Origin of the sequence: Burkholderia sp. Ac-20384, assembly GCF_017104605.1 — a bacterium.
Lineage (GTDB): Bacteria > Pseudomonadota > Gammaproteobacteria > Burkholderiales > Burkholderiaceae > Burkholderia > Burkholderia lata.
In genome coordinates this window covers 1-25,067 of record NZ_JAAGPE010000085.1, presented here as the reverse complement: position 1 = coordinate 25,067, position 25,067 = coordinate 1, and the positions used below count along the sequence as shown (strand labels likewise).

The following is a 25,067-nucleotide window of genomic DNA, read 5'->3' as shown; positions in this document are numbered from 1 at the left end:
GATGACTTCCCTAGGACTGGCGAACAATTCGCGCCGGACGATCGGCAATGCGTGCATCAACGTGCGGCCGCCTGCGCGGCCGACAGGAACGCGGGCCGCTCGCCGCCGCCGTCGAGCCGCAGGTTCGCGCCCGACGTGTACGACGCTTCCGGCGAGGCGAGGAACAGGCACGCGGACGCGACGTCGTCGGGGGTCGCGAGCCGTCCGGCGGGAATCGTCGCGCGGATCGCGTCGAGCGCATCGCCGTCGCCGTAGTGGCCTTCGGTGGCCGATTCCGTCTGCACGAGGCTCGGGCTGATCGCGCACACGCGCACGCGTGGCGCCCACTCGACCGCGAGCGACGTGACCGCGTTGATGAGGCCCGCTTTCGCGGCGCCGTACGCGGCCGTGCCGGGAGAAGGGCGCGACGCGCTGACGCTCGCGATGAACAGCATCACGCCGCCGTCGGGCTGCGGCTGCATGATCGCGTTCACGCGCTGCGCGAGCTGCAGCGGCGCGATCAGGTTCAGCCGCACGATCGATTCGGTGAAGCGCGGCGACGCATCGGCCGCGAGCGCGAACGGCGAGCCGCCCGCGTTGTTGACGAGCACGTCGAGGCCGCCCGCCGCATCGCGGATCGTCGCGAGCATCGCGTCGACCTGTTCGATGTCGCGCAGGTCGGCCGCGACGAACGTCGCCGTGCGGCCACCGGCCGACGGCGGCGTGTCGGGCGCGCTGCGTCCGCAGACGAACACGCGCGCCCCCGCCGCGAGAAACCGTTCGGCGATACGCCGCCCGATGCCCTTGGTGCCGCCCGTCACGAGTACCGTCTTGCCGCTGTAGTCGAATCCGTTCATCGTTGCCTCCGTTTCGGTGGGCCGATGATAGGAAGAAGCGCGCGCGGCTTCGTAGTCTGAAAGGATGATGCCGGCCGGCGCCGGCGGCGCAATCATCGTGGCAGACATCCATCGAACGACGAAGGAGACAACCCGCGATGACGATCCCCACGACGCCGCCGGCCGGCATCTTCACCGACGTGCCGGGCGGCCTGCGCCTGCACCACTACGAGGCGGGCGAAGGCCGGCCCGTGGTGTTCATCCACGGCAGCGGCCCGGGCGCCAGCGGTTTCAGCAACTTCAAGCACAACGTGCCCGCGTTCGCGGCGGCCGGCTATCGCGCGATCGTCGTCGACCTGCCCGGTTACGGGCAGTCGTCGAAGCCGTCCGACGTCGCCTATACGCTCGATTTCTTCGTCGGCGCGCTGCATGCACAGCTGAACGCGCTCGGCATCGGGCCGGCGGTGCTGCTCGGCAACTCGCTCGGCGGCGCGATTGCGCTCAAGTACGCGCTCGACTATCCGGACGAAGTCGACGGGCTGATCATGATGGCGCCGGGCGGCGTCGAGGATCGCGATACCTATTTCCGGATGGAAGGCATCCAGCGGATGGTGAAGCTGTTCACCAATCGCCAGATGAATGACGACACGATGCGCGAACTGCTGACGCTGCTCGTGCACGACCCGGCGATCGTCACCGACGCGCTCGTCGCGGAGCGGATGAAGGTGTGCGTCGAACAGCCGACCGAAGTGCTTGCGACGATGAGCGTGCCGAACCTGACCGACGCGCTCGGCGACCTGCGTACGCCGGTGCTCGGTTTCTGGGGCACGGATGACCGCTTCAATCCGGTCGGCGGCGCGCTGAAGTTCCTCGAACGCTGCCGCGATGCGCGTTTCGTGCTGATGAACCGGTGCGGCCACTGGGTGATGGTGGAACACGCCGACTATTTCAATCGGGAATGCCTCGATTTTCTTGCGACGCGGAATACGCGATAACGCCGGATGCCCTTGACGGCCGGCCTCGATGCGGGCCGCCCGTCTGAACCCATACATGGAGACAACATGAAGCTCATCGAAGACCTGTTCGACCTGCGCGGCAAGGTGGCCGCGATCACCGGCGGCGCGCGCGGCATCGGTGCGGAGACCGCACGCACGCTGGCTGCCGCCGGCGCGAGCGTCGCGATTCTCGACGTGCTGTCGCAACCGGCGGAAGCGCTGGTCGAGGAAATCCGCGCGCAGGGCGGCCAGGCCGCGTTCTGGTCGCTCGACGTCACGCACGAGGCCGACGTGGCGCGCGTGTTCGGCGAGATCGTCGCGCGCTTCGGGCGCCTCGACGTGCTCGTGAACAACGCGGGCATCGAAGGCCACAACGTGCCGACGCACGAGCTCACGCTCGCGCAATGGCAACGTGTGCAGGACGTGAACGTCAACGGCGTGTTCCTGTGCACGCGTGCCGCGATTCCGCATATCGACGCGGCCGGCGGCGGTTCGATCGTGAACCTGTCGTCGATGTACGGGATCGTCGGCGGGCCGGACGTGCCCGCGTATCACGCGTCGAAGGCCGCGGTACGGATGATGGCGAAGGTCGACGCGATGCTGTACGCGGCGAAGAACATCCGCGCGAACTCGGTGCATCCCGGTTATATCCGCACGCCGATGCTCGAGGACGCATTCCGCCAGATGGGGCAGGACCCCGATCGTGCATTCGAGTACATGCAGACCAACGTGCCGATGGCGAAGATCGGCAGCCCGCGCGATATCGCGGCCGGCATCCTGTATCTCGTGTCGCCGGCAGGCCGTTACGTGACGGGTGCGGAGCTCGTGATCGACGGCGGGTTTACCGCGCGCTGACGCGGCGCGGCGCACGTAACGGAACAGGAGACAGGCAGTTGAAAGTGCTCGTGGCAGTGAAACGCGTGGTCGACGCGAACGTGAAGGTCGGCGTGAAATCCGACCGGACGGGCGTCGACATCGCGAACGTGAAGATGTCGATGAACCCGTTCGACGAGATCGCGGTGGAGGAAGCCGTGCGGTTGAAGGAGGCCGGCTTCGTGACTGAAGTGGTCGCCGTGTCGGTCGGCGTCGTGCAGGCGCAGGAGACGCTGCGCACGGCGCTCGCGATCGGCGCGGATCGCGCGATCCTCGTCGAAGCGACCGACAGCGTCGAGCCGCTCGGTGTCGCGAAGGTGCTGAAGGCGCTGGTCGACAAGGAGCAGCCGCAACTGGTGATCCTCGGCAAGCAGGCGATCGACGACGATTCGAACCAGACCGGGCAGATGCTGGCTGCGCTGGCGGGTTTGCCGCAGGCGACGTTCGCATCGAAGGTGGTGGTGGCCGACGGCCGTGCGACGGTCGCGCGTGAAGTCGACGGCGGGGCGGAAACGCTGTCGCTTCAACTGCCCGCCGTCATCACCACGGATCTGCGCCTGAACGAGCCGCGTTACGTGACGCTGCCGAACATCATGAAGGCGAAGAAGAAGCCGCTGGAAGTCGTGAAGCCCGGCGACCTCGGCGTGGACGTGACGCCGCGCCTGAAGGTGCTCAAGGTGAACGAGCCGCCGAAGCGCGCGGCCGGCGTGAAGGTACCGGACGTGCAGACGCTGGTCGCGAAGATGAAGACCGAAGCCAAGGTGCTGTAACAGGGAACGCAAGGAAATGACGATTCTGGTGATTGCGGAACACGGCAATGCGTCGATCAGGGCGGCGACGCTGAACGCCGTGGCTGCCGCACAGGCGCTCAATGCCGCTGGCGGTGGCGACATTCATGTGCTCGTCGCGGGACACGACGCACAGGCTGCCGCCGATGCGGCAGCGAAGATCTCGGGTGTGTCGAAGGTGCTGCTGGCCGATGCGCCGCAGCTGGCTGACGGTCTGGCCGAGAATGTCGAAGCGACGGTGATGAACGTTGCGCTCGGCTACTCGCACATCGTCGTGCCGGCCACGGCCTACGGCAAGAACATCGCGCCGCGTATCGCCGCGAAGCTGGATGTCGCACAGATCTCCGAGATCACGGCCGTGGTATCGGCCGATACGTTCGAGCGTCCGATTTACGCGGGCAACGCGATCGCGACGGTGCAGTCGAGCGATCCGGTCAAGGTCATCACGGTGCGCGCGACGGGTTTCGATCCGGTCGCAGCGGAAGGCGGCAGCGCATCGGTCGAGAAAATCGAAGCGGCGGCCGATACCGGCAAATCGCAGTTCGTAAGCCGCGAAGTGACGAAGCTGGACCGCCCGGAACTCACCAGCGCGAACATCATCGTGTCGGGCGGCCGCGGTCTGGGCAGCGGCGAGAACTACACGAAGGTACTGGAGCCGCTGGCCGACAAGCTTCAGGCGGCACTCGGCGCGTCGCGCGCGGCAGTCGATGCCGGCTACGTGCCGAACGACTACCAGGTCGGCCAGACCGGCAAGATCGTCGCACCGCAGCTGTACATCGCGGTCGGCATCTCGGGGGCGATCCAGCACCTGGCCGGCATGAAGGATTCGAAGGTGATCGTCGCGATCAACAAGGATCCGGAGGCGCCGATCTTCAGCGTGGCCGACTACGGTGTGGTCGGCGACCTGTTCACGCTCGTGCCGGAAGCGGCTGCGGCGCTCTGACCGATGCCGCTGTTCGAATTCAACGGGATGCGGCCGCGCGTCGATCCGTCCGCGTATGTCGATCCGAGCGCGGTCGTGATCGGCGACGTGACGATCGGCGCGCGCTGCTACATCGGCCCGCATGCGAGCCTGCGCGGCGACTTCGGCGCGATCGTCGTCGAAGACGGCAGCAACGTGCAGGACGGCTGCGTGCTGCACGTCGGGATCGGCGAGACGTGCCGGCTCGGCGTCAACAGCCACATCGGCCACGGCGCGATCGTGCACGGCGCGACGCTCGAACCCGACACGATGATCGGGATGAACGCGGTCGTGATGGACGGCGCGACGATCGGCGCAACGACGATCGTCGCCGCGTGCGCGTTCGTGAAGGCCGGCTACGACGTGCCGCGCGGCGTGTTGCTCGCGGGCATGCCGGGGCGCGTCGTGCGGCGGCTGAGCGACGCGGAGATCGACGCGAAGGCGAACGGCACGCGGATCTATCAGCAGCTGGCGGCGGACTGCCTGAGGACGATCCGGCGAATCGACGGGTGAGCCGCGGGCATCCGGGCGACCCAGGATGCGACGGATTGCCGGGCAGGTTGCGGTTGCCGTAAGATCGGCACAGGCTTTCCCACCGGCATCTGCGTCACATGAAAAAGAACGTCCGTTTGCGGCTCACAGTCATTGCGTCGGCTTTTGCCGTCTACAGCGTTTATATGCACATCCAGCAGTTCATCAGTGGCTGCGTGTGGGTCAGGGGCCATCAGCGCTGCGTTTTCGAAAACAGCACGAATTTCGAAGGCTGGATGGATCTCGACCTGATGATCGCCTGCTGCTGGGTCGCCGCGGCGGTGGTGGGCTGGATTTCCGTCATGCAGGCCACGAAGAAGCCGGGTTGACGGCTGGCGCTACTTTCACGCGAAACCGATCGATGTCAATCCGTGACAACGATCATCCAAGTGGCGCCGGCAGGCCGTGCAACCGGAGCCGTCAGAACCGCGTCCGGATCCCCGCGCCGTAGGTGCAACCGGTCGACAGGTTCGACACGTGGTCGTACAGGTACCCCGCATAGACATCGGTGCGCTTCGACAGCGGATAGTCGTAGCTGATCGATGCGGTGCTGCGTGCCTGGTCGAGCGCGCTGTTGTCGCGCGAATACGCATACGACGCGAGGATCCGGCCGATGCCGACGGGAATCGTCACGCCGCCCTGCAGCAGGTTCACGTGAAAATTGCCGCCGGCGAGCGTATTGGCGACATACGTGTATTCGCCGAACAGCTTCACGATGCGCAGGTCGTACGACGCGCCGAGCTGCGCGGTCGTCTGGCTCCTGAAGCCCTTCAGCAGCTTGCCGAGATCGCCGGGCGCAGCGCTGAAGTTCAGGTACTGGTAGACGGCTCCGAGCGCGAGCGCGCCGCGCGTGAACTGGGCCTGCGCCGCGAATTTCTTCGCGCCGTTCTCGCCCGCCTCGTTGCCGGGCGCGTACATGGCCGCGCCGCTCAATCCGCCGAGATCCGGCGTCGAATACTGGATCGCATTGCTCCACGACGTGCCGCCCGGTATCCCCTGGTCGGTCGGGAAGCCCGGGTAGGTGCCGAGGCTGGAGTAAAGCTGCACGATCGTCGGCGAAAACGTGAACGACGCGTAGAACGGATTGAATTTCGCCGATTGCAGGTAGAGCAGGCTGCTCTGCCGCCCGAGCGCGAGCGCGCCATACGGCGAGGCGATCCCGACGTAGGCGTTGCGGGAAAAGGTCGGGTCGCCGTCGAACGAGCCGAACCGGCCGTTCTGCGGGCGGAAGAAGCCTTCGATCGCGAACACGGCCTTGTAGCCGCCGCCGAGATCCTCCTGGCCGCCGAAGCCCCAGAACGACGTCGACAGCCCGCCGCCGCCCAGTTGCGCGGCGCCCGGGTTGCCGGGCACGCGCTGGTAGCCGGCCCACGCGTCGACGATGCCGTACAGCTGCACCGTCGATTGCGCGTGGGCGTGAGCGCCGATCGTCAGCGCGGCGACGGGGGCGGCAATGCGGAAGATCCGGTTCAGCGTGGCGAGGCAAATGCGGTTCATCGGCATGATGGGTTCTCTTCGCTCCTTCGTGTTTTCTGATGGCGCGCGCAGGCGGACGCCGCGAACGAGGCGTCGCCATGCCGTGCAAGGGGAGGCGCGGACTCCGCGCTTGAACCGGTGCCCGCGGTTGCGCCGCGACACCGGTTGCTGGAAAAGCGGGCGCTAGTTGGGGCGGTGCTCCAGCGATCGCCGCTGCAGCGATGCGGTCACGCCCCTGGCCTTCCTGAACAGGAAGAAATAGAGCTTGATGTACTGGCCGACGAGGATCGCGTTCATGAACGTGCCTTCGCGGATGAACTCGGGCTTGCCGAGAAACGCCAGGCCGATCGCCGCGCTGACGAGCAGCAGCGTGCAGTCGAAACTCGTCTTGATGTCGCCCCAGCGCCAGCCGGTGCGCTCGAAGATCGCGTTGACGAACATGTCGATCGGCATCAGCACCAGGTTCGCGCGGATCATCAGGAACAGGCCGAACGCGAGCAGCGCATCCGCGAACGCGAGCAGGCCCAGCTTCGGCAGGTAGTCCTGGAAGCCGATCGAGCGCGTCAGCATCAGGTTCAGGTCGAGGCAGCTGGCCAGCACGAACGCGGGGATCAGCGACGCGAGGTGCTTCAGCCGGAAATCCTTGCGCAGCACGAGAAAGGTCAGGAACAGCATGAACAGCTCGAGCATGAAGTTGTACGTGCCCTGGCTCAGCGGCCGGTAGACGAGCGTCATCGTCCGGGTCAGGCTGCTTTGCGGCGAGATGCCGATGCCGGCACGGATCGCGAAGCTGATGCCGAGCGTGAGGATATAGATGCCGACGACATAGGTGATCCAGCGCCGGGTGAGGCTGCCGGTATCGATGACTTCCGCTTCCCTTGCATGGTGCGCCATGGTGGTCCCTTGGTTGTCTTCGTGTTGCCGCGCGTGTCGGGGCGCCGGGTGGGCGGCGGCGCGATGCGCTGTCGTGGGGAATGCACGAAGGTATCCGGGCGAGGGTGCCGGTGCCATCCGCGATTCCCATAGCCGGCGGGGCCCGCAGGCGCCCGCCGGTCGTCTCCTCCGGTGGGCCGGCGTCAGGCCATGAAGCCGAAGCGGTCGAGCGAGATGAACAGCGTCAGCAGCTTGTTCACCACCGGTTCGCCCTCGTTGCGGTTGCCGAGGGCTGCCAGCGCGCTGTCGATCGAACGGGTCGCGCCGAGCAGGTCCGACAGGCTCATGTTCGCCATCACGCCGTAGATGTCGAGCGGCAGCACGGCCTTCACGGCGCGGTCGTCGGTGACGACGCAACCGCCCACGTACGAATCGACCTGTCGCAGGCAATGGCACATCTCCGCGCTGTCGTTGCCGACCGCGACGAAGTACGCCTTCGGCGCCGGCCAGAACGTCGCCACCGCGCCGCGCTCGATCGACACGCCCTTGAACAGCCCGTTGACCACGTGCCGCTTGCCGTTTGCGTAGCGCTGCACGACCGAGATGCGGTTGAGCGCGACGCCGGCCACTTCCGGCACGACCTTGCCGTCGCGCAACGGCACCCACACTTCCTGGAAGAATTTTTCGTGGCCGCGGCCGTACACGTCGAACAGGTAGACCTTCGCCTGCGTACCGTCTTCGGAGACTTCCAGCGGCACGAGATCCAGTTGCGCAGGCGTCAGGTCGCCGAGGCCGGGCACGGGCTGCTTCACCATGTGCGAATAGTCGACGTCGGCCTGCTTCAGCAGCTTGCGGTCGCGGGCGACCAGTTCGCCGTCCTTGAACACGTAGCGCGGGTTGATCGTCGACAGGCTGTCGGTCAGCACGATGTCGGCGAAGCGGCCCGGGGTCAGCGACCCGAAGCGGTTGTCCATCCGGAACGCGCGCGCCGTGTAGAGCGTCGCCATCTTGATCGCCTGGATCGGATCGATGCCCATCTCCGCGCACAGCGACACGATCCAGTCCATGTGGCCCTTGGTCATCAGGCGGTCCACCGAGATGTTGTCGGCGCACAGCTGGAAGTTCTCGGACGGCCATTTCCGCTTGACGATCGCGCGCAGCATGATCTTGATCACCTCGGGGCTGCCGACGCCGAACTTGATCTGCGTCTGCAGCCCGTAGCGCACGCTTTTCTCGATGTCGTCCTCCTTCCACACGTCGTGGTTCGCGAACGCGCCGATTGCCGGCATGTAGTTCAGCATCATGTCCGACAGCGCCGTCACGCCCCAGTGCGTGTTCATGAAGCCGCCTTTCGCGCGACCCAGCGCCGATTTGCGGAAGTCGTCGTCGTTGCCGACGCTGTAGGTCAGGTGCGCGAGTTCGCCGAGGCCGATCACCGGGTCCATCTTCAGCAGCGCATCGGTCACTTCAACCGACGTCTTCTTGCCGGGCGCGAACGCGAACACGCGATACGGCAGGCGGTCGTGATCGCGGAACAGCTGCTCGGTGGCCGGCACGGCCTCGGCGCCGGCCGCGCTGACGAAATCGAGGCACTCGGAGAAGATCGTCGTCGTGCCGCACGGCACGATCGCCTCGGCGAACGCCGCCGGATGCGCGAGTTGCGCGTCGAAGTGAATATGCGCGTCGATCAGGCCGGGAATCGCGTAGAGCCCTTCGCCGTCGAACACCTCGCGCACCCGGATCGCGGTTTCGTCGGGGTTCAGTGCAACGATGCGCTTGTCGTACACGAGGATCGAGCCCTGGTAGACCGTCTCGCTATGCACGTCGAGGATGTTCAGGTTCTTCAGCAGGAGATCGGCTTCCTTCTTCCCGTTGAGAATGTCGAAAATCGCGCGCACCTGGTCGTAGTGCGTCGCAACCTGGTCGCGTTGTCCGGAGGTGCCGGCCGTTCTCTCGCTGACTGCTTGGTACATGACTTGTCTCGCTTTCATCGGTTGGTTTGAACCTGCTTTTGCGCCGCAGCAAACGCGGGCGCCGCAACATGCGCGTAGCGGCCGGGGTGTGTCGCCGGCCCGCGAACGCGACAGGACCTATGAAAACCGAAGTCACCGTTTCTAAAAAGCAGCGTTTTTTGCACGGAGTGTGCGCTTTTCGAGTACGCTAGCCCGACTCAGGAGGCCCGTGGCCATGCTCCATTCACGATTGCTGCGCTACATCGACGAAGTCGCGCGGTGCGGCTCGATCCGCGCGGCCGGCGAGAAGCTTCACGTCGCGCCGTCCGCGATCAACAAGCATGTGCTGCTGCTCGAGGAGGAGATCGGCGAGCCGTTGTTCGAGCGGCTGCCGCGCGGGTTGCGGCTGACGCCTGCCGGCGAGATCCTGCTGGCGCACGTGCGCAGGACGATGTCGGAGTACCGGCAGGTCGAGGCCGAGATCCGCAACCTCAAGACGCTGCAGAAGGGCGAGGTGATCATCGCGACGGTCACCGGCCTCGCCAGCGGCATTGCCTCCACCGCGGCCGCGAATTTCTGCGCGCAGCATCCTCACATCAAGATTTCGATTCGCGTGATGTCCGTGCGCGAGATCGCCGATGCGCTCGCCAGTGGCGAAGCCGATCTGGGGCTCGGCTTCAACCTGCCGCCGTCGCCGCAGCTCGAAAGCCTGTGGGAAATGGATACGAGCCTCGGCGCGGTGATCTCGCCGAAACACGCGCTCGCGCGGATGGAGTCGATCCCGCTCGCGTACTGCGCGTCGTATCCGCTGATCTTTGCGGACCGCTCGATGCTGATGCACGGCATCGTCGCCGATACGTTCGAGGAGGCGGGGATCGACGTCGAGCCCGTGTTCCGCACCAATTCGATCGAGACGATGAAACGTCTTGCCGCCGCAAGCGAAAGCATCGCGTTCCTGAGTAAATTCGATATCGCCGAGGAATATCGTCAGGAGAGCCTGACTTACCGGCCGATCCGCGATCGCGCGTTCAGCCGTAACGTGCTTGCGCTCATGCGCCGCGAAAAGCACGGCCGGGGGCTCGCGAGCCTGCTGCTGGCCGAGGAGATCATGGCGATCCTGGGCGAGATGAGCGGCTGACGGGGCACGCGCAACGCGGCGTCGGTTGCGGTCGACGTTGTGCTTTTTCCTGCCGTGCCGGGATAATGATCCGGCGTCGCGCACGCTGCGCGAGGGGAGGCTCCCATGCAATTTCCGACGGGATCGGTGGTCGCGCTCAGTTCGGCTGCCGCGACGATGTTTTCGATGGGCATGCTGTTTCTCGGCTACTGGGGCTGGCACGAGCCGCTGCCGTGGCGGTTCGGCGACTACGTCGTGATCCTGCCGGCGCTGGCCGGGTTCGCGTGCCTCGTCAGCGTGCCGTTTCTCGCCACGTCGCCGATGAAAGCGCCCGACGACGAAGGGCGGATGTTAGTCGCGCGGCGCGTGTTTCTGGGCGGCGCCATTGCGTTGTGGTGCGCGATCGTCGCGTCGCTGGTCGTGTGAGATTCGCCGGGCGACACGTGCATCACGCAGGGGCGGTGCCGAGATCCACGAAGACCTTGTCGGCGCCCGCCTTGTACAGCCGCTTGCCGAGCTTCGGATAGTCGCACACGTCGTGTTCCGGCCGGTCGCCCGCCACGAGATAGACCAGCGGCAGCGCGCCGGTGTTCAGCATCGTGTGCGCGGCGCCGCCGCGCGGAAATCCCATGAAGTCGCCCGGGCCGATCGCATGGGGCTGGCCGTCGACGATCGCCTCGCCGGTTCCTGAAAGGACATAGACGCATTCTTCCGCGTAGAGATGCCGGTGGTATTCGGTCGATTCGTGTCCGGGCATCAACGTCATCAGATGGAAGCCGAGTTGCGTCAGCCCGGTTGCGTCGCCGAGCGAGCGCTTCAGGCGGACGGCATTCTCGTTCAACGGGTGGACGGAATGTTCCGGTTCCATCGCCGCGATGTCGGCGGCTTTCAGCACTTCACGCGGGGTGTTCATCGTCGGTCCTTGTCGGGAATCGGGGCGCCACTCGTGCGGCGAGTGTGAATTATGGGGGCGGGTGTGGGCGACAGCGCCGTTTCGCGCGCTTGAATGACGGCGACAGCGGCAGGGCCGCGTCCTTCGCCGCGCGATGCTACGTAACGCAGGGCCCCGCGTTACGCACGCGTTACCCGGAACGCAAGGCTCGATCGCAGCTTTGAAGTCACGTCCGGATGCCGTGTGTCGCGCGCCGGACGGCCGTTGGGACGCGGCGGTACGGTGTGGGGGGGAAGTCGTCGTTGATGCTGATCGCAATGGCACGATCGATGCTTATTGAGGTGATCGAGCTTAAAAGCGAACGGGGGGCTTCCATGCAAAATCATTTCATCAAGGCGAACGTGGCGCTCGCTGCCATTGCCACGGCTTGCGCGCTGGCTGCTTGTGGCGGTAGCGATATGACGGCGCCGCCGAGCGGTAACAACATCGGAACGAGTACGAGTGGCACGAGCGGAACCAGCGGCACGAGCGGGACCAGTGGCACGAGCGGAACCAGCGGCACAAGCGGGACCAGTGGCACGAGCGGAACCAGCGGTACGAGCGGAACCAGCGGTACGAGCGGAACCAGCGGCACAAGCGGAACCAGTGGCACAAGCGGCACCCCCGGCACGAACGGCATCATCAGCTCCGTCGGCGCGGTCGTCATGGACGTCGGCGCCACGATCACCGGCACGAGCCCGCCGGGACCGACCAAGGGCGTGACCACCGGCCTCGGCAACACGGTCACCGGCGCGGGCACGATCATCCGCGACACGACGAACGCCGTGAGCAACGGCATCGGTCAAACCGGCTTCACGGCGAACCCCGTCGGCACGACGGTCGCCGGGCTGGGTTCCATCGTCGGCTCGACCAGCAACCCGGTCACCGGCCTCAGCGACACGGTGAAGGCGCTCGGCACCGGCCCGCTGTCGCCGTTGGCGCCGCTCACGACGCCGGTCGGCGGCCTGCTCGACACCGTCGCCGGTGGCCTCAAGACGGGTGGCGCCATGCTCGGCTCGGCCCTGTCGTCGGGCCCGGTCCAGCAGACGACGCAGGCGATCAGCACCGCGATCACGCCGCTCGTCACGACGGTCGGCCAGGTCACGCAACAGGTCGGCACGGTGACCGGCCTCGGGCAGCCCGTCGCGGGCCTGCTCGGGCAGATCGGCGGCGCGATCACGTCGGCGGGATGGAAAGTGACGTCCACGTCGCCCCAGCCGCTGGTCGGCGGCGTCGGCGAACTCGTACGCGCGGTCGGCAACACCGTGACCAATGTGGGCGGCCTCGTGAACCCGAACGGTGCGAACGGCGCGGTGCCGGTCGCGGGCCTGGTGACGAGCGTGGTCGGCGGCATCCCGGCGACCGTCCACAACGGTTCCGCCACCGGCACGGGCGGTGCGGGCGTCGGCTCACCGCTGGGTGGTCTCTCCAACCCGCTCGCACCCGTTACGGGGCTGGTGGGCGGCCTGCTGGGCGGCTTGGGCGGCCTGGGCGGCAAGTAGTCGATCGATTGAGATCGTCACGGCGGTAACCGGCCAACCGAAAATCGGCCGCCGGTTACCGCCGACCGGAATTGCTTGATGCTCCCGCTGCGGGAAGCGGATCGGACGGGGCCTCTCGATGTATCAATCGCGAACGACGTCGCGCTGCGACGGCGGGCGCGCCAGTCCGCGTACGGGCAGCGGCGTCGACATCACGATCGACGTGCGTGTTTCGCCGTACAGGTTGATGCGTTCGATCAGTTGTTCGAGATGGGTCATGCTGATCGCGGCGAGCCGCATCATGTACGAGTCCGCGCCCGTCACGTGATGGCATTCGACGACTTCGGGAATCGTCTCCAGCAACCGGAGGAATTTCGCTTTTGCCGGTTGCGGCACCGTGATGCCGATCAGGGCGCTGACCGGATAGCCGGCCGCGGCGGGATTGATCCGGGCCGTATAGCCCTCGACGACGCCGGCCGCTTCGAGCCGCTTCACGCGTTCCGTCACCGCCGGCACCGACAGGTGCACGTGGCGCGCCAGCTCGGTGTAGCTGATGCGGCCGTTGGCCTGCAGCAGCGTCAGTACCTTCCAGTCCAGATCGTCCATCGCGGCGGGATTTTTTAAGGCGGAGTGGCCATTTTTCCTTAAAAACCGCATTCAGCGATGACGGGACTTTCCCTACGATGCCTGTTCCACCCATTACATGTCGCAAGGAGCAGGCGATGCTGTTCATCAAGTCTGTCGTCATGGGGCTGTCGATTGCGGTGCCGGTCGGGCCGATCGGCATGCTGTGCATCCAGCGCAGCCTGAGCCGCGGCTTTCAGGCGGGATTCGCGACAGGCGTCGGTGCCGCGTGCGCCGATGCGATCTACGGCCTGCTCGGTGCGCTCGGCATCGCGGGTATCGTCACGGCCTTCCCGATGCTGACCGTCGGGTTGAAAATCGGCGGCGGCGCGTTTCTCGTGTGGCTGGCGTGGACCGTCGCGCGCCAGGCGCCGGCCGCGTCGACGGCGCAGCGCGACCTGCCGCGCACGACCGTCCTGCGCGATTTCCTGACGACGTTCGGCCTGACGCTGTCGAACCCGATGACGATCCTGTCGTTCGTCGGGATTTTCGCGGCGCTCGGCCCGCTGTCGGGGGCGCCGGACGGGGCGATGTGGCCGGCCGTGGCGCTGATGGTCGCCGGGGTGTTCATCGGTTCCGCGACGTGGTGGCTGTGCCTGAGCGGCACGACCGCCGCGCTGCGTACGAAGATGTCGTTCGCGTTCATGCACGGGCTGTCGCGCGTGTCGGCCGCGGTGATCGCGGTATTCGGCGTGATTCAGGTCGTCGCGGGCGTGCGCGGGGTCATTTAGGTCGATCTGCGGATCGCGTCGACCGTCGTCCGGATATGCGCGAGCAACTCGAGTAGCACCGCCTTCCGGAAATACTGGTTCATTCGCGTGCTGACGACGATCTCGGACGGCAACGCGTCGATCGAACGCTGAACCGACAGCAGATCGTCGACGAGTCGCGCCAGCGCATCGCGATCCTGCGTGGCCACCGCAACCTCGATCTCGTCCGGCCAGAAACCGAATGCGTCGACGCCGCAGCACTCGGCGACACAGTGGGTCTCCAGTACATCGATCAACGGCATGACCTCTGCCAGAGACGGATCGATTGCGGCCGCCTGCGCGTGGCCGCCTGATAGATCGCCGAATTCGATCCAGCGATCCGGGCCGATGCTGATGTCGTGCTTGTGCGGTTTGCCGTTCATCGGTCGACCCTCAACGGATGGATTCAATTCAACGCCGGCAAATGCGCACGCACGAAGCGCGCGATTTCCTGGCTCAGTTCCCTGTCCTCGGGCGCGCCCATGAACCCGCCATGCGGCATTCCTTCGAAGATGTGAAGCTCGGTCGGCACCTGCGCGCGCCGCAACGCGCGATGCAGGCGGACCGCGTTCGACAGGAACAGATCGCGCGTGCCGCTCTGGATGAACGTCGGCGGGAAACCGGCGGAGAAATCGCCGAACAGCGGCGACAGGTACGGATGCGCGAGATCGGCGCCGTTCGCGTAGAGCAGGTTGTTCGGCATCAGCGAGGACGGCAACACGACATCGACGAGGCGGTTGGTTTCGAAGCTGTCGCCGGATTCGGTCAGGTCGACTTCCGGCGACAGCAGCACCAGCGCGGCCGGCAGCGGCAAGCCTTCGTCGCGGGCGCGCAGCACCATTGCGGCGGCGAGGTTGCCGCCCGCCGAGCGTCCGCCGATGACGATGTTTTCCGGTGCGTAGCGCTCCAGCACGTAGGCATACGTCGCGATGCAATCGTCGAGCGCGGCCGGATACGGATGCTCGGGCGGCAGGCGATAGTCGACGCCGTAGCATCGAATGCCGAGCCGGTCGGCCTGCATCTGCGCACCGGCGCGGCACGCGGCGCCGCCGCCGAGCACCAGTGCGCCGCCATGCAGCTCGATGTACGCGCATTCGCCGGACGCGGCTGCTTCGGGCGTGGCGACATGCACGTCCGCCGCGCCGGCCCGGATCGTCTCCACGCTCGAGCGCAGATAGCCGCCGAGCTGCTCGACGGCCGCCGCGTAGTGCGCGTCGGCGGCCGCCTTCACGCGTATCCATGCGTCGAAATCGTCCGGGGCCGGCATCACGTGCAGTGCGTTCAGCGGCACGCCATCGCTGCCGACCAGTCGTTGCAACGCGGTGCGCGCTTCGTCGCTGATCGAGGCCGGGAAGGGGACGACGCGGCGCGGCAGGACGACGCCGTCGGGTTTGTCTTTCATCGATTCGGTTCCGTTGAACGTTGGGCGAGTCATGCGGCAGAAGGCCAGTGGCGCAGCATCACGTCCAGCGCATCGAGACTGCGCGACCACGACGAGTCGGACGCCGGTGCGCTGTGCGAGAAACCGCCCGCGCTTTCGAGCGTGACGTAGCCCATGAAAAAGCCGCCGAGCAGACGGATCGCATGCGCCTGTTCGCCTTCCGGAATGGCGTAGCTGCGCAGCACGGCCGACGTCATCCTGACGAGCTGGCCGCCCGCGCTTTCGGCAGCGCGTTCGGCACTCAACGGGTGACGTGCGGCCGCAAAGCGACCGGGGTGCTCGCGTGCGTAGTCGCGATAGACGTTGGCGAGTGCGGTGAGCGCGTCCTTGGCGGTGCGGCCGGCCAATGCGTCGGTCGCGCGCTCGGCGAGTTCCTTCAGCGCGAACAGGGCGATGCGGCTCTTGAGGTCGTCGAAATTCGGGATGTGCGAGTACAGGCTGGCGAGCTTGACGTCGAAGTGACGCGCGAGGGCGGCACCGGTGAGGTGCTCGAAGCCGGTTTCATCGGCGAGCTGTGCGCCCGCTTCGACGAGTTTGTCCAGGGTGATGCCGGCGCGTGGCATGGAGAATGCTACTCAAATTAGTCAAGCGGCTAATTGTATTAGTTTTGATGGCGGTGTCAATTTTCCGAACTCGGCCACCGCCATGTTCGTGCCGATCACCCCAGCTCAAACGATGTCACCCCGAACACGCGATCGATCGCAATCGCCGGTGCGTCCTTCGTGTACATCCTCGCGGTTTCGAACACGCTCGTCATGCCGTGCCGTTCGGCCAGCGCGACGGCCGCCGGGTTCGTTTCCGGCACGTCGAGCACGATGACCTCGCCGGGCATGCGCGCTGCCAGCGCGCGAAACAGCCCGGTGGCAACGCCTGCGTCATCGGCGAAGAGCGGGCCGATCTTGCAGCCCGTCTTGCAACGGCGCACGACACCGTAGCCGGCAACACGGCCTGCGTCGATCGTCGCGAGCGCAACGGCATCCGGCTGCGCGATCCAGGCGGAAACGAAACGCTCGCGCGCCGCGGGAAAGCATTCGCGATCATAGGCAAGCACCTGCTCGAACGGCACGTCGGCCGCTGCCACCACGTGCGCACACCCGATGCCGTCCACGCGTCCCGCATAGCGGATGTTGCGGTACGCGAGCTCGAATCCGGACTTCCTGTAGTTCGCCTGCTGGGCGACGACACCATCGAGCCCGATGTTGCGGTCTCCGAGGTAACGCATGCCGTGCTGCCAGGTTCGGATACCGAAGCCTTTGCCGCGAAACCCGGGTTTCACGATGTAGAGGCCGATGAAGCCAAAGCGTTCGTCGTAGGCGACAGCCGAGATGCACGCGACCGGCTCGCCGCGCCAGACGCCGACGAAGAACCCGGCCGGGTCTGCTTCCCGGAAACAGGAGGGATCGTGCAGGCCGGGATTCCAGCCTTCTGCAGCCGCCCATGCGACCGACAGGGCTACGTCGTCGGCCGACATGGTGCGCATGATGAAGTCTCCGCCTTGATCCATGGTTCACCCCAGTCGCTGCGCTCAGGATGGCGCGTTGCGTGACGGTCAATGCATCGGGGAAGCGCAGGCAGGCAACGCCGTGGCTGCCGATCGGGCCATCATAATCCCAAGGGCGGGTGCCAGAGCGGGAAGGTCAGGCCGTGCCGTCGGCCGGCGCAACCCGGCTCCGCCCCGCGAAACCCGGATTCACTGCGGTTGACATGCAATAAAATCATTGCATATTATGCGCAATGAACGCCGAACAGCTTGACCATGTTTTCAAGGCGCTTGCCGACCCCATCCGCCGCAGGATCATCGATCGCTTGCGCGAGCAGCCCGATCAGTCGCTTTTCCAGATTTGCGCGGTAGCCGTCGCAACGGGGGAAAAAGCCATCTCCCGGCAGGCGGTGACCCAGCATCTCGACATGCTGGAGAAGGCCGGACTGGTTCGCATCTCCTGGTCGGGCCGAACCAAGATTCATTCTCTCGATCTCCAGCCGCTGCGGGAAGCGGCGGACATCTGGCTTCAGCGACATCTCGAGGAAGGAAACACCCCATGAGAATCTATGTCATGTCCGTCTTTGTCGACGACCAGTCCAGGGCGCTGGACTTCTACACGAACACCCTCGGATTCGTCGTGAAACATGACGTGCCGCTGGGCGAGCACCGCTGGCTCACCGTCGTATCGAGTGAAGCGCCCGGTGGAACGGAACTGCTGCTGGAGCCGAGCGAGCACCCGGCGGTTGGCCCGTTCAAGCACGCGCTGGTCGAAGACGGCATTCCCGCAGCGTCATTCCAGGTCGATGATCTGGACACCGAATGCAAGAAACTGCGCGCGAAGGACGTCAGGTTCGTCGTGGCCCCGATGGATGCCGGCACGGTCCGCATGGCCGTGTTCGACGATACCTGCGGAAACCTGATTCAGCTCATCGAGATGAAGGACAAGCAAGCGTCGTCACATTGATTTCGCGAGGTGGTCGATGCAGGTTGCAGAACATGAGGTCGTCATCGCCGGAGGCGGACCCACCGGCTTGATGCTGGCAGGCGAACTGGCGCTCGCCGGCGTCGATGTCGCCATCGTCGAACGCCGCCCCGATCAGGCGCTCGCGGGTTCGCGCGCCGGCGGGCTGATTGCGCGGACGCTCGAGATCTTCGATCAACGCGGCATCGTGGATCGGTTCCTCGCCGAAGGCCAGAAGGCGCAAGTCACCGGGTTTGCGTCGATTCGCCTGGACATCAGCGATTTTCCGACCCGGCACAACTACGTGTTGGGGCTGCGCCAGAAACACATCGAGCGCATTCTCGCCGGATGGGTCGACGAACTGGCGGTGCCGATCCATCGCAGCTGCGAATTGACGGGATTCGCGCAGGACGACACGGGCGTCACCATCGAGCTGTCCGGTCGCGCGCCACTGCGGGCGCGCTATCTCGTCGGGTGCGATGGCGGCCGGAGTCTCGTCCGCAAAAGCGCCGGCATCGAGTTTCCAGGATGGGATGCGACGACCAGCAGTATTCTCGCCGAGTGCGAGATGACCGAGGAGCCGCCCTTGGGCGTCCATCGCACGGCATTGGGCATCCATGCGTTCGGCCGTGAGGCGTACGAAATTCGCGACGGCAAGATCGTCTTTGCCACCGAAGGCCCCGTCGGCGTCATGGTGACCGAAAAGGCGGTCGGCGCGAAAGCCGAGCCTACGCTGGACGATCTGAAGGAAGCGCTCGTCGCCGCATGCGGAACCGACTACGGTGCCCATAACCTGACGTGGATTTCCAGGTTCACGGACATGGCGCGGCAAGCGGCCACTTACCGCAAGGGCCGCATTCTCCTGGCCGGCGATGCCGCCCACGTGCATTCTCCGGTGGGCGGAAAGGGCCTCAACATCGGCGTGCTGGATGCGGTGAATCTGGGGTGGAAACTGGCCCAGGTGGTGAAAGGAACGTCGCCCGACGGGCTGCTCGACACGTATCACGCCGAGCAACATCCGGTTGCGGCTCGCGTGCTGCGCACGACGATGGCGCAGGTTGCGTTGCAGCGTACCGATGACAGCACCGAAGCATTGCGTGAAGTCGCGGCGGAATGGCTCCGCATGGATGAGCCTCGCAAGCGAGTCGCCGCCGAGATGTCCGGGCTCGGGCTCTGTTACGCACTCGGGGAAGGGCACCCACTGATCGGTCGCCGCATGCCGGACCTCGATCTGATTACGGTTGACGGGCCCGTGCGCGTCTTTGCGCTGCTCCGGAACGCGCGGCCGGTGCTGTTGAATCTCGGCGTACCCGGTAGCGTCGATATCACACGTTGGTCGGATCGCGTCGAACTGGTTCACGCCCGATACGACGGCCCATGGGATCTGCCCGCGCTTGGCCGGGTTGCCGCGCCGACGTCCGCTTTGATCCGGCCCGATGGATATGTCGCGTGGGCGGGTATCGACACACAGGACGGCCTCCAGAATGCGATGAACACCTGGTTCGGGCCTCCCCGGTAGGCGCGTCGTCTTCATCAGGCCGGATGACGTTTTCGACGTGGCGTACTGGTCGTCCAGGAGGCGCGGCCAGGAAGCCGCATAACGCCGTCGAGTCGTGGCGGTTGGTGTGAGACGGCCAAGTTCGCTTCGCGGCCGAAGCAGCCGTTGCGCAAGCCAGATCGGGCGGTCCCCGGCGTATGTTCCGACCGGGGCCGCGCCGCTCAACACGTCAGGGCCGTCGCATTACCTCGTCAGAACGTATAAGTCACCTTCCCGAATGCCGTCCGCCCGAGCGTGTTGTACCCATACGCGGTCATGTACTGCCGATCGAACAGATTCGACACTGTCGCCGATACCGTCACGTGCGAGTTGATCCGGTACGACGCGCGCAGGCCCACCGTCAGGTACGAGGGCAGATAGGTCGAATTCGCCGGATCGTCGAACGTCGTGCCGCCATAAAGCAGCGACGCCCCAGTGCTCAACGCATGCAGGTGCAGTTCATCCCACGTGTGATCGATGCTGAGGCTGACCGTCTGGCGCGGCCGGCGGTTGAGCCACGAGTCGTTGGTCTCGTCCTGCGGATTCAGGATCCCGACCGCGACGCTCACCGGCGTCGAACGGCCGATCGTCCCCTTGTACGACAGGTCGACCCCGCGAATATGCGCGCGACCGATGTTCATCGGCGAGAACGTCGCCGGGTTGTACGCGATCAGGTTGTTCACGCGCGTATCGTAGATCGCCGCCGTGAACGTGCCGTACGACGTGTTCGCATCGACCGCTGCCTCGACCGACGTGCTGCGTTCCGGGCTGAGATTCGGATTGCCGTAGCCGGGGTAATACAGGTCGTTGAAGGTGGGCAGGCGGAACGCATTGCCGTACGACACGCGTGCCGTGTACACCGGCGTGATCGCCCACGACAGCGCCGCGTTACCCGTATTCACCGACTGCCCGGCGATGATTTCATGCCGCCCCGCGAGGAACATCGTGACGCTGCCGAGCGTCGCCGACTGATGCAGCGAGAACGCGGAGTCGTTGCGCGTCGGCACGCCGTTCGGAATGTCGACCGGCAGGAATGCCTGCTCACGTGTGAAGTCGTACGTGAGCTTGGTTTCGCCCGACAGCGGCAGCCCGAACAGATGGAATCCGCGCTCCTGATGCGTCAGCGACGTCGACGTGCTGATGCGCTGTGAATTGATCTGGTCGGTCGGGATGGTCGGATCGCTCGCGTAGAGGAATCCGCGATCGTTCGAATAACCGAAGGACTGGTCGAACTGCGTGTCCGGCGTGATGTCGAGATGGAACGCGATCCCGGTCGTCAACTGATGATCGAGCTGGCGGTTCGCATAGCCGCTGTTGTCGTAGGACAGATCGGACCGGTGATACAGCGCGAACGTCGAGATCGACCAGTTGTCGCGCGCGTAGCCGAGGCGCGCATCGAGATCCTGCGCGTGGTACGGGTTGCGGCCCGCCTCATGCCCGTACGCGAAGGGCCGCGTCGCATCGATGCCGGCGGAGTTGTACGAGTGCAGGCCGAGCGAGTAGGTGAGCCCGCCGAGCGCGGCGAGCGGCCCGGTCGACGGCACCGTGCCCGACGTGCGCAGCTGCGTGTCGAACGTCTTGTTCGACCCGCCGCCGAACGACACGGTGGTCTGGTTCGGCTGGTTGGCGGCGCGGCGCGTGAAGAGCTGCACGACGCCGCCCATTGCATTGGCACCGAACGACGCGGCGGCCGGCCCCGAGATCACTTCGACACGTTCGAACGCTTCGGTCGGCAGGTCCGCCCACGGCGCGATGCCGGTGGTCGACGAGCCGATCCGGATGCCGTCGATGAACACGGCGACCTGGCTGGCCGACGAGCCGCGGATGCTGACCGACGCGGACGAGCCGGGCCCGCCGTTCTGCGAGACCGTCACGCCGGGCAGCGTCGCGAGCGCCTGCGTGATGCTCGGGTCGCTCGGTGACAGCCGGTCGAGATCGGTACGCGTGAGCACCTGGGTCGTCGCATAGCGCTGGTCGAACGACTCGGGCAGCCGACGCGTGTCGGTCACGTTGATCGTCGGCAGGTCGGCGCTGTCGGCGGCCGCGGCCGGTTGCGAAGCCGAGGTGTCGCCGGCAGCGTGGGCGAGCGGCGAGAGGAGCGCAGTCGCGGCGGACGTGGCAAGGAGGTGTCGAATCTTCATGGGGCGGTCGTTGTTGTCGGGCTGCGCATGCGGCGATCGAGGGCGGGCGGCGGCAGCACCGGTTTTGTTATCGGTGATCGGGCTATCGCGCGACCAGGCCAAGCGGGCCGCAGTCGCGGGCGTCGGCGCGGCACATGCCGGCGGACGCGATCGACAGGGAGCGGCACGCGCGAGCGGGCGGGCCGTGCATGCCGGTGGCGTGCCGGCGCGACGCTTCCGGTGCGGAAGCGGATGCGGTAATGGTGGACATCGGGCGGATCCTGAGGTCGGGCCGTCCATGCAACGGGCACCGCCAAAGGCGGTGTTGGCGCATCGGGACACCCCGCCCGGTGCGGCTGCTTGGACCTCGGGTCGATGGCAGGTCTCCTGGCTCGCGGGTCCTGATTCGTGCCGGCCTTCCCGGTTTCCCAGTGGCATGCAGTGGCACGGATTCGCCGCTCACAGTTGCGGGGGCAGCCGCAGATTCGAGGCACGGCCTCTCCTGCGTTCCCTTTTGATCCCATTCCTGGGAACCATCAGCGCGCAAGGGTAATGGCGTGCGCTCGGGCGCGTCAATTGTCCGGCCGCGCGGGGATGCGAAAAAACGTCATTACCGCGCAAATATTTTCGAAATCCTTTCTTTTATGCGTCGGCGCCGTGTTTCATGTCTGACGAAACGGGATGGTTCGCTGCGATGCAATCGCGCCGGAACCGGCTCGGCGCGATACCCGTCCACCGCACGAACGCGCGGCGAAATGCCTCCTCGCCGCCGAACCCGAGATGCGCGGCGATCCGCGCGACCGGCCAGTCCGACTCGCGCAGACAACGTTGTGCGGCTTCGGCGAGACATTGCTCGCGGAGCGCGTGATAACCGGTGTGCTCGGCCACCAGCCGCCGCCGCAGCGTTGCCTCGCTGACACCGAGCCACACGGCCAGCTCGGCGAGCGCCGGTAACGCCTGCTCGTGTGCAAGCGCCGCATCGAGAAAGCCGCGCACCTGCTGCGCCCACGACACGACGGCCGGCGCCGCATCGATCAGGCGAAACGGAAAATCGACGAGAAACGCGTCGAGCTCGGCCGGCTGGCGGATCACGCGGCATTCGAGCCGCGCCGCATCGAACGCGAAGCCGTAGGTCTTGCGGCCCACTTCGACCGGCGCATTGAACAGCCCGAGCAGCGGCATCGCGTCGTCGCGGCGCGGATGGCCGAGCCACACGTCGGTCGGCCGCAACGGCTGCCCGATCAGCCAGCCGAACAGTTGCAGATAGCAGAACAACCCCGTCAGGTCGACGAGGCACGCGGCCGGACTACGTGTGCGGCGCAGCGAATCCATCCGGAACGTCGCACGCCCGTCGCGCACGGCGAGCGACAGCGCGCCGGCGCGCGGCGTCAGCATCTCGCCGAATTCGCGCGCACAGCGGATCGCGTCGGCGAGCGTCGCGCAACTCAGCAGGCAGCGGCACATCAGGTCGACTTCGCGCTTACGCATCGGTGGGTGGCCGTCGCCGCGTGCGACCTGCGCCTCGAGGCGTTCGATCGCGTCGCGGTACAGCGCGACGAAATCGCCCGATGTCGTTGCCGGTTGCGGCGGCTGCGCATCGCGATCGGCCGGTGGCGCGCCGCTGCGCGTGAGTTCGCTCAGCAGGCGCGCGCCGAGGCCCGGCAGGACACGGCCGCGGGATGGCATGGCGCGCTGTTTCATGAGTCTCCCGATCTGAGCGTTGCGACAGGGGCCGGTGAGCGGGCCGGTAGGGGTCTGCTGACCGTCGCCACGCAAGAATGCTATCCACGCCGACTGCCTTCGGCCTCGCCGGAACGGCGTAGGCCGGCTGCGCATCCCTGTCACCAACGACCACGGACGACACGCGAATGATCCAGATCGTAGACGAAATCACGCTCGCGCCCGAGCGCATTCCCGACGTGCTTGCCCTGCTGCGCGACCGTTACCTGCCGGGCCATGCGGCGCGCGGGCTGACGGCGGCCGGCCGCTGGGTGTCGCCGCCCGTCGCGGTGCCGGGGCAGCCGAGCACGCTGTGGCTGACCTGGCACGTGGCCGACGCGCCGGCCTACTACCGGATGCGTGCATTGACCGATGGCGACGTGGTCGGCTTCTGGATGGCCGTCGACGCGCTGTGCGACGTGCGCCGCCGCCATGTGATGACGGACGCCGCTGCGCCGCTGCCTGATCTGGCGGAGGTCGACCATGCGGCATGACACGGCACAGGTATTCGTGTCGGCGGATTGCCATGCCGGCGCGATCGAACATGCGTTGCACGAGGCCGCGCATGCGCTGGCCGGTGCGAAACGCGTGGCACTCGCACGCAATCTGGACGGCAGTTGGGGCGCGGGCGACTACACGCTCGACGTGCTGCGCGACGAGTCGGTGGCTAGCGACACAGCAGATTTCGCCGCATTGACGCAACTGCCGGGCATCGAGCGGATCGACAGCGCCGGATGCCGCGCGATCGGCGGCGGCCTGCGCGAACCGGTGCTGCGCGACGGAGTGTGGCGCACGCTGATGCTGCGCGTGCGGCCGCAGGCCAGCGCAGAGCAAGTTGCTGCGCTCGAACGCGAACTGCTGCAGATGCCCGCGTTCATGCCCGTTATCCGCAACTGGCGGCTGAGCCGGATCGAGACGCCCGGCGCGTGGACGCACGTGTGGCAGCAGGAATTCGCGCACGTCGGCGATCTCGTCGGCGAATACCTGATGCATCCGTATCACTGGGGCTGGGTCGACCGCCGGTTCGATGCCGAAAGCCCCGACTGGACGGTCGATGCGATCTCGCATGCGTTCTGCCCGCTCGCGTCGAGCCTGCTGGCGGATACGGCGGCGTGACGCGCCGCACACATCAAGCTGACAAGACATAACCCTGGAGACACGAAGATGCGAGCCTTGTTGATCGACCGCGTCGGTCATTCCGACGCGTTCCGGATGGCCGACGTGCCGGCACCGACGCCGGGCCCCGGTGACGTGCTGATCCGCGTTGCCTACGCGGGCATCAATCCCGCCGACTGGAAATGCCGCGAAGGCTACCTCGGCGCATTCATGCAATACACGTTTCCGTTCGTGATCGGCTTCGACGCGGCGGGCGTGGTTGAAGCGGTCGGCGACGGCGTCGACGGTTTGGCGCCCGGCATGCGCGTGTTCGCGCAGACCGACGTCGGCGCGGGGCGCTGGGGCGCGTATGCGGAATACGTAGCGGTGCGTCACGACTCGGTCGTGCGCGTGCCCGATGCGTTGAGCCTGGCGGAAGCCGCCACGGTGCCGACGCCTGCGCTCGCCGCGTGGGCCGGCCTGTTCGACGACGGCGGGCTGCGGGCGGGCCAGAGCGTGCTGGTGCACGGCGGCGCGGGCGCGGT

General features: G+C 66.4%; 29 protein-coding genes and 1 riboswitch. Of the genes, 16 read left to right on the top strand and 13 right to left on the bottom strand.

Annotation, left to right across the window (positions count from 1 at the left end; translation table 11 throughout):
• Positions 1-56: 56 nt before the first annotated feature.
• Entirely contained in the window at positions 57-836 is a 780-nt protein-coding gene (locus tag G3O00_RS18270) for an SDR family oxidoreductase (RefSeq protein WP_174929453.1), read from the bottom strand.
• 137 nt (positions 837-973) lie between these two features.
• Between G3O00_RS18270 and G3O00_RS18265 the strand changes: the two genes are divergently transcribed.
• The 6 genes from G3O00_RS18265 to G3O00_RS18240 all read left to right on the top strand — a co-directional run bounded on the left by G3O00_RS18265 (position 974) and on the right by G3O00_RS18240 (position 5,292).
• On the top strand, positions 974-1,810 hold the full coding sequence (locus G3O00_RS18265; RefSeq protein ID WP_206143851.1) for an alpha/beta hydrolase: 837 nt from the start codon (positions 974-976) through the stop codon (positions 1,808-1,810).
• Between the two features lie 66 nt (positions 1,811-1,876).
• Entirely contained in the window at positions 1,877-2,665 is a 789-nt protein-coding gene (locus tag G3O00_RS18260) for an SDR family NAD(P)-dependent oxidoreductase (RefSeq protein ID WP_089427384.1), read from the top strand.
• 38 nt (positions 2,666-2,703) lie between these two features.
• Entirely contained in the window at positions 2,704-3,453 is a 750-nt protein-coding gene (locus G3O00_RS18255) for an electron transfer flavoprotein subunit beta/FixA family protein (RefSeq protein ID WP_206143850.1), read from the top strand.
• A gap of 16 nt (positions 3,454-3,469) precedes the next feature.
• Complete coding sequence (locus G3O00_RS18250) at positions 3,470-4,414, top strand: FAD-binding protein (RefSeq protein ID WP_206143849.1); 945 nt, start codon at positions 3,470-3,472, stop codon at positions 4,412-4,414.
• 3 nt (positions 4,415-4,417) lie between these two features.
• Positions 4,418-4,945 carry a transferase hexapeptide repeat family protein gene (locus G3O00_RS18245; RefSeq protein ID WP_174970049.1) on the top strand — a complete coding sequence of 176 codons (528 nt, stop codon included), beginning with the start codon at positions 4,418-4,420 and terminating at the stop codon, positions 4,943-4,945.
• Between the two features lie 98 nt (positions 4,946-5,043).
• The gene (locus G3O00_RS18240) at positions 5,044-5,292 is read left to right on the top strand and encodes a hypothetical protein (protein WP_011355071.1); all 249 of its coding nucleotides are present in this window, start codon (positions 5,044-5,046) and stop codon (positions 5,290-5,292) included.
• 91 nt (positions 5,293-5,383) lie between these two features.
• On the opposite strand, the gene G3O00_RS18235 is transcribed toward G3O00_RS18240, so the two are convergent.
• The 3 genes from G3O00_RS18235 to G3O00_RS18225 form a co-directional block, all read right to left on the bottom strand.
• Entirely contained in the window at positions 5,384-6,466 is a 1,083-nt protein-coding gene (locus tag G3O00_RS18235; protein WP_206143848.1) for a porin, read from the bottom strand.
• A gap of 156 nt (positions 6,467-6,622) precedes the next feature.
• Complete coding sequence (locus tag G3O00_RS18230) at positions 6,623-7,333, bottom strand: DUF6198 family protein (protein WP_206143847.1); 711 nt, start codon at positions 7,331-7,333, stop codon at positions 6,623-6,625.
• Between the two features lie 182 nt (positions 7,334-7,515).
• Complete coding sequence (locus G3O00_RS18225) at positions 7,516-9,285, bottom strand: adenine deaminase C-terminal domain-containing protein (protein ID WP_241025211.1); 1,770 nt, start codon at positions 9,283-9,285, stop codon at positions 7,516-7,518.
• Between the two features lie 214 nt (positions 9,286-9,499).
• On the opposite strand from G3O00_RS18225, the gene G3O00_RS18220 reads away from it, so the two are divergent.
• Together G3O00_RS18220 and G3O00_RS18215 are read left to right on the top strand one after the other, a co-directional pair.
• Positions 9,500-10,402 (top strand): LysR family transcriptional regulator, encoded by a 903-nt coding sequence (locus G3O00_RS18220; protein ID WP_174929445.1) that lies wholly within the window; start codon positions 9,500-9,502, stop codon positions 10,400-10,402.
• A gap of 105 nt (positions 10,403-10,507) precedes the next feature.
• Positions 10,508-10,807 carry a hypothetical protein gene (locus G3O00_RS18215; RefSeq protein ID WP_206143845.1) on the top strand — a complete coding sequence of 100 codons (300 nt, stop codon included), beginning with the start codon at positions 10,508-10,510 and terminating at the stop codon, positions 10,805-10,807.
• 22 nt (positions 10,808-10,829) lie between these two features.
• On the opposite strand, the gene G3O00_RS18210 is transcribed toward G3O00_RS18215, so the two are convergent.
• Positions 10,830-11,294: a cupin domain-containing protein gene (locus tag G3O00_RS18210; RefSeq protein WP_206143844.1), complete on the bottom strand. Its 465-nt coding sequence runs from the start codon at positions 11,292-11,294 to the stop codon at positions 10,830-10,832.
• A 353-nt stretch (positions 11,295-11,647) separates the two neighbouring features.
• On the opposite strand from G3O00_RS18210, the gene G3O00_RS18205 reads away from it, so the two are divergent.
• Positions 11,648-12,814 carry a collagen-like triple helix repeat-containing protein gene (locus tag G3O00_RS18205; protein WP_206143855.1) on the top strand — a complete coding sequence of 389 codons (1,167 nt, stop codon included), beginning with the start codon at positions 11,648-11,650 and terminating at the stop codon, positions 12,812-12,814.
• A gap of 123 nt (positions 12,815-12,937) precedes the next feature.
• Here G3O00_RS18205 and G3O00_RS18200 read toward each other — a convergent pair whose 3' ends face one another.
• A complete protein-coding gene (locus G3O00_RS18200; protein WP_041493287.1) occupies positions 12,938-13,399 on the bottom strand; it encodes an Lrp/AsnC family transcriptional regulator in 462 nt (153 codons plus the stop codon).
• A 116-nt stretch (positions 13,400-13,515) separates the two neighbouring features.
• Here G3O00_RS18200 and G3O00_RS18195 point away from each other — a divergent pair, with 116 nt between their 5' ends.
• Positions 13,516-14,148, top strand: a complete 633-nt coding sequence (locus G3O00_RS18195) for a LysE family transporter (RefSeq protein WP_174929442.1) — start codon at positions 13,516-13,518, stop codon at positions 14,146-14,148.
• On the opposite strand, the gene G3O00_RS18190 is transcribed toward G3O00_RS18195, so the two are convergent.
• The 4 genes from G3O00_RS18190 to G3O00_RS18175 all read right to left on the bottom strand — a co-directional run bounded on the left by G3O00_RS18190 (position 14,145) and on the right by G3O00_RS18175 (position 17,111).
• On the bottom strand, positions 14,145-14,549 hold the full coding sequence (locus G3O00_RS18190; RefSeq protein WP_206143843.1) for a DUF6331 family protein: 405 nt from the start codon (positions 14,547-14,549) through the stop codon (positions 14,145-14,147). The genes G3O00_RS18195 and G3O00_RS18190 overlap by 4 nt on opposite strands.
• A 23-nt stretch (positions 14,550-14,572) precedes the next feature.
• The gene (locus G3O00_RS18185) at positions 14,573-15,568 is read right to left on the bottom strand and encodes an alpha/beta hydrolase (RefSeq protein ID WP_041493289.1); all 996 of its coding nucleotides are present in this window, start codon (positions 15,566-15,568) and stop codon (positions 14,573-14,575) included.
• Between the two features lie 29 nt (positions 15,569-15,597).
• Positions 15,598-16,170 carry a TetR-like C-terminal domain-containing protein gene (locus G3O00_RS18180; protein WP_174929439.1) on the bottom strand — a complete coding sequence of 191 codons (573 nt, stop codon included), beginning with the start codon at positions 16,168-16,170 and terminating at the stop codon, positions 15,598-15,600.
• A gap of 95 nt (positions 16,171-16,265) precedes the next feature.
• Positions 16,266-17,111, bottom strand: a complete 846-nt coding sequence (locus G3O00_RS18175; RefSeq protein ID WP_206143842.1) for a GNAT family N-acetyltransferase — start codon at positions 17,109-17,111, stop codon at positions 16,266-16,268.
• Positions 17,112-17,341: 230 nt separating this feature from the next.
• Here G3O00_RS18175 and G3O00_RS18170 point away from each other — a divergent pair, with 230 nt between their 5' ends.
• Genes G3O00_RS18170 through G3O00_RS18160 form a run of 3 tightly spaced genes read left to right on the top strand, consistent with a single transcriptional unit; the run spans position 17,342 to position 19,570 of the window.
• The gene (locus G3O00_RS18170) at positions 17,342-17,650 is read left to right on the top strand and encodes a helix-turn-helix transcriptional regulator (protein ID WP_174929437.1); all 309 of its coding nucleotides are present in this window, start codon (positions 17,342-17,344) and stop codon (positions 17,648-17,650) included.
• The gene (locus G3O00_RS18165) at positions 17,647-18,054 is read left to right on the top strand and encodes a VOC family protein (RefSeq protein ID WP_206143841.1); all 408 of its coding nucleotides are present in this window, start codon (positions 17,647-17,649) and stop codon (positions 18,052-18,054) included. The genes G3O00_RS18170 and G3O00_RS18165 overlap by 4 nt, the downstream gene beginning before the upstream one ends.
• A gap of 16 nt (positions 18,055-18,070) precedes the next feature.
• Entirely contained in the window at positions 18,071-19,570 is a 1,500-nt protein-coding gene (locus G3O00_RS18160) for an FAD-dependent monooxygenase (protein WP_206143840.1), read from the top strand.
• Between the two features lie 230 nt (positions 19,571-19,800).
• On the opposite strand, the gene G3O00_RS18155 is transcribed toward G3O00_RS18160, so the two are convergent.
• The 3 genes from G3O00_RS18155 to G3O00_RS18145 all read right to left on the bottom strand — a co-directional run bounded on the left by G3O00_RS18155 (position 19,801) and on the right by G3O00_RS18145 (position 23,409).
• Positions 19,801-21,729 carry a TonB-dependent receptor gene (locus tag G3O00_RS18155; RefSeq protein ID WP_206143839.1) on the bottom strand — a complete coding sequence of 643 codons (1,929 nt, stop codon included), beginning with the start codon at positions 21,727-21,729 and terminating at the stop codon, positions 19,801-19,803.
• An 82-nt stretch (positions 21,730-21,811) separates the two neighbouring features.
• On the bottom strand, positions 21,812-21,979 hold the full coding sequence (locus G3O00_RS18150; RefSeq protein WP_206143838.1) for a hypothetical protein: 168 nt from the start codon (positions 21,977-21,979) through the stop codon (positions 21,812-21,814).
• A gap of 88 nt (positions 21,980-22,067) precedes the next feature.
• Positions 22,068-22,261: riboswitch (cobalamin riboswitch) on the bottom strand.
• Positions 22,262-22,350: 89 nt separating this feature from the next.
• The gene (locus G3O00_RS18145) at positions 22,351-23,409 is read right to left on the bottom strand and encodes an AraC family transcriptional regulator (RefSeq protein ID WP_206143837.1); all 1,059 of its coding nucleotides are present in this window, start codon (positions 23,407-23,409) and stop codon (positions 22,351-22,353) included.
• A gap of 167 nt (positions 23,410-23,576) precedes the next feature.
• Between G3O00_RS18145 and G3O00_RS18140 the strand changes: the two genes are divergently transcribed.
• The 3 genes from G3O00_RS18140 to G3O00_RS18130 form a co-directional block, all read left to right on the top strand.
• Complete coding sequence (locus G3O00_RS18140) at positions 23,577-23,921, top strand: hypothetical protein (RefSeq protein WP_206143836.1); 345 nt, start codon at positions 23,577-23,579, stop codon at positions 23,919-23,921.
• Positions 23,911-24,543, top strand: a complete 633-nt coding sequence (locus tag G3O00_RS18135; protein WP_206143835.1) for a Dabb family protein — start codon at positions 23,911-23,913, stop codon at positions 24,541-24,543. The genes G3O00_RS18140 and G3O00_RS18135 overlap by 11 nt, the downstream gene beginning before the upstream one ends.
• Positions 24,544-24,591: 48 nt before the next feature.
• The coding region (locus tag G3O00_RS18130; protein ID WP_206143834.1) for an NADP-dependent oxidoreductase at positions 24,592-25,067 on the top strand (476 nt) is incomplete at its 3' end.

Excerpts from the sequence above, each read along its gene's own strand:
- G3O00_RS18185 (WP_041493289.1), bottom strand. The coding sequence starts at position 15,568 with ATGAAAGACAAACCCGACGGCGTCGTCCTGCCGCGCCGCGTCGTCCCC.
- G3O00_RS18225 (WP_241025211.1), bottom strand. The coding sequence starts at position 9,285 with ATGTACCAAGCAGTCAGCGAGAGAACGGCCGGCACCTCCGGACAACGC.
- G3O00_RS18220 (WP_174929445.1), top strand. The coding sequence starts at position 9,500 with ATGCTCCATTCACGATTGCTGCGCTACATCGACGAAGTCGCGCGGTGC.
- G3O00_RS18250 (WP_206143849.1), top strand. The coding sequence starts at position 3,470 with ATGACGATTCTGGTGATTGCGGAACACGGCAATGCGTCGATCAGGGCG.
- G3O00_RS18165 (WP_206143841.1), top strand. The coding sequence starts at position 17,647 with ATGAGAATCTATGTCATGTCCGTCTTTGTCGACGACCAGTCCAGGGCG.
- G3O00_RS18210 (WP_206143844.1), bottom strand. The coding sequence starts at position 11,294 with ATGAACACCCCGCGTGAAGTGCTGAAAGCCGCCGACATCGCGGCGATG.
- G3O00_RS18205 (WP_206143855.1), top strand. The coding sequence starts at position 11,648 with ATGCAAAATCATTTCATCAAGGCGAACGTGGCGCTCGCTGCCATTGCC.
- G3O00_RS18150 (WP_206143838.1), bottom strand. The coding sequence starts at position 21,979 with ATGTCCACCATTACCGCATCCGCTTCCGCACCGGAAGCGTCGCGCCGG.
- G3O00_RS18140 (WP_206143836.1), top strand. The coding sequence starts at position 23,577 with ATGATCCAGATCGTAGACGAAATCACGCTCGCGCCCGAGCGCATTCCC.
- G3O00_RS18270 (WP_174929453.1), bottom strand. The coding sequence starts at position 836 with ATGAACGGATTCGACTACAGCGGCAAGACGGTACTCGTGACGGGCGGC.
- G3O00_RS18145 (WP_206143837.1), bottom strand. The coding sequence starts at position 23,409 with ATGAAACAGCGCGCCATGCCATCCCGCGGCCGTGTCCTGCCGGGCCTC.
- G3O00_RS18200 (WP_041493287.1), bottom strand. The coding sequence starts at position 13,399 with ATGGACGATCTGGACTGGAAGGTACTGACGCTGCTGCAGGCCAACGGC.
- G3O00_RS18175 (WP_206143842.1), bottom strand. The coding sequence starts at position 17,111 with ATGGATCAAGGCGGAGACTTCATCATGCGCACCATGTCGGCCGACGAC.
- G3O00_RS18180 (WP_174929439.1), bottom strand. The coding sequence starts at position 16,170 with ATGCCACGCGCCGGCATCACCCTGGACAAACTCGTCGAAGCGGGCGCA.
- G3O00_RS18245 (WP_174970049.1), top strand. The coding sequence starts at position 4,418 with ATGCCGCTGTTCGAATTCAACGGGATGCGGCCGCGCGTCGATCCGTCC.
- G3O00_RS18265 (WP_206143851.1), top strand. The coding sequence starts at position 974 with ATGACGATCCCCACGACGCCGCCGGCCGGCATCTTCACCGACGTGCCG.
- G3O00_RS18260 (WP_089427384.1), top strand. The coding sequence starts at position 1,877 with ATGAAGCTCATCGAAGACCTGTTCGACCTGCGCGGCAAGGTGGCCGCG.
- G3O00_RS18155 (WP_206143839.1), bottom strand. The coding sequence starts at position 21,729 with ATGAAGATTCGACACCTCCTTGCCACGTCCGCCGCGACTGCGCTCCTC.
- G3O00_RS18235 (WP_206143848.1), bottom strand. The coding sequence starts at position 6,466 with ATGCCGATGAACCGCATTTGCCTCGCCACGCTGAACCGGATCTTCCGC.
- G3O00_RS18240 (WP_011355071.1), top strand. The coding sequence starts at position 5,044 with ATGAAAAAGAACGTCCGTTTGCGGCTCACAGTCATTGCGTCGGCTTTT.
- G3O00_RS18215 (WP_206143845.1), top strand. The coding sequence starts at position 10,508 with ATGCAATTTCCGACGGGATCGGTGGTCGCGCTCAGTTCGGCTGCCGCG.
- G3O00_RS18135 (WP_206143835.1), top strand. The coding sequence starts at position 23,911 with ATGCGGCATGACACGGCACAGGTATTCGTGTCGGCGGATTGCCATGCC.
- G3O00_RS18160 (WP_206143840.1), top strand. The coding sequence starts at position 18,071 with ATGCAGGTTGCAGAACATGAGGTCGTCATCGCCGGAGGCGGACCCACC.
- G3O00_RS18190 (WP_206143843.1), bottom strand. The coding sequence starts at position 14,549 with ATGAACGGCAAACCGCACAAGCACGACATCAGCATCGGCCCGGATCGC.
- G3O00_RS18195 (WP_174929442.1), top strand. The coding sequence starts at position 13,516 with ATGCTGTTCATCAAGTCTGTCGTCATGGGGCTGTCGATTGCGGTGCCG.
- G3O00_RS18170 (WP_174929437.1), top strand. The coding sequence starts at position 17,342 with ATGAACGCCGAACAGCTTGACCATGTTTTCAAGGCGCTTGCCGACCCC.
- G3O00_RS18230 (WP_206143847.1), bottom strand. The coding sequence starts at position 7,333 with ATGGCGCACCATGCAAGGGAAGCGGAAGTCATCGATACCGGCAGCCTC.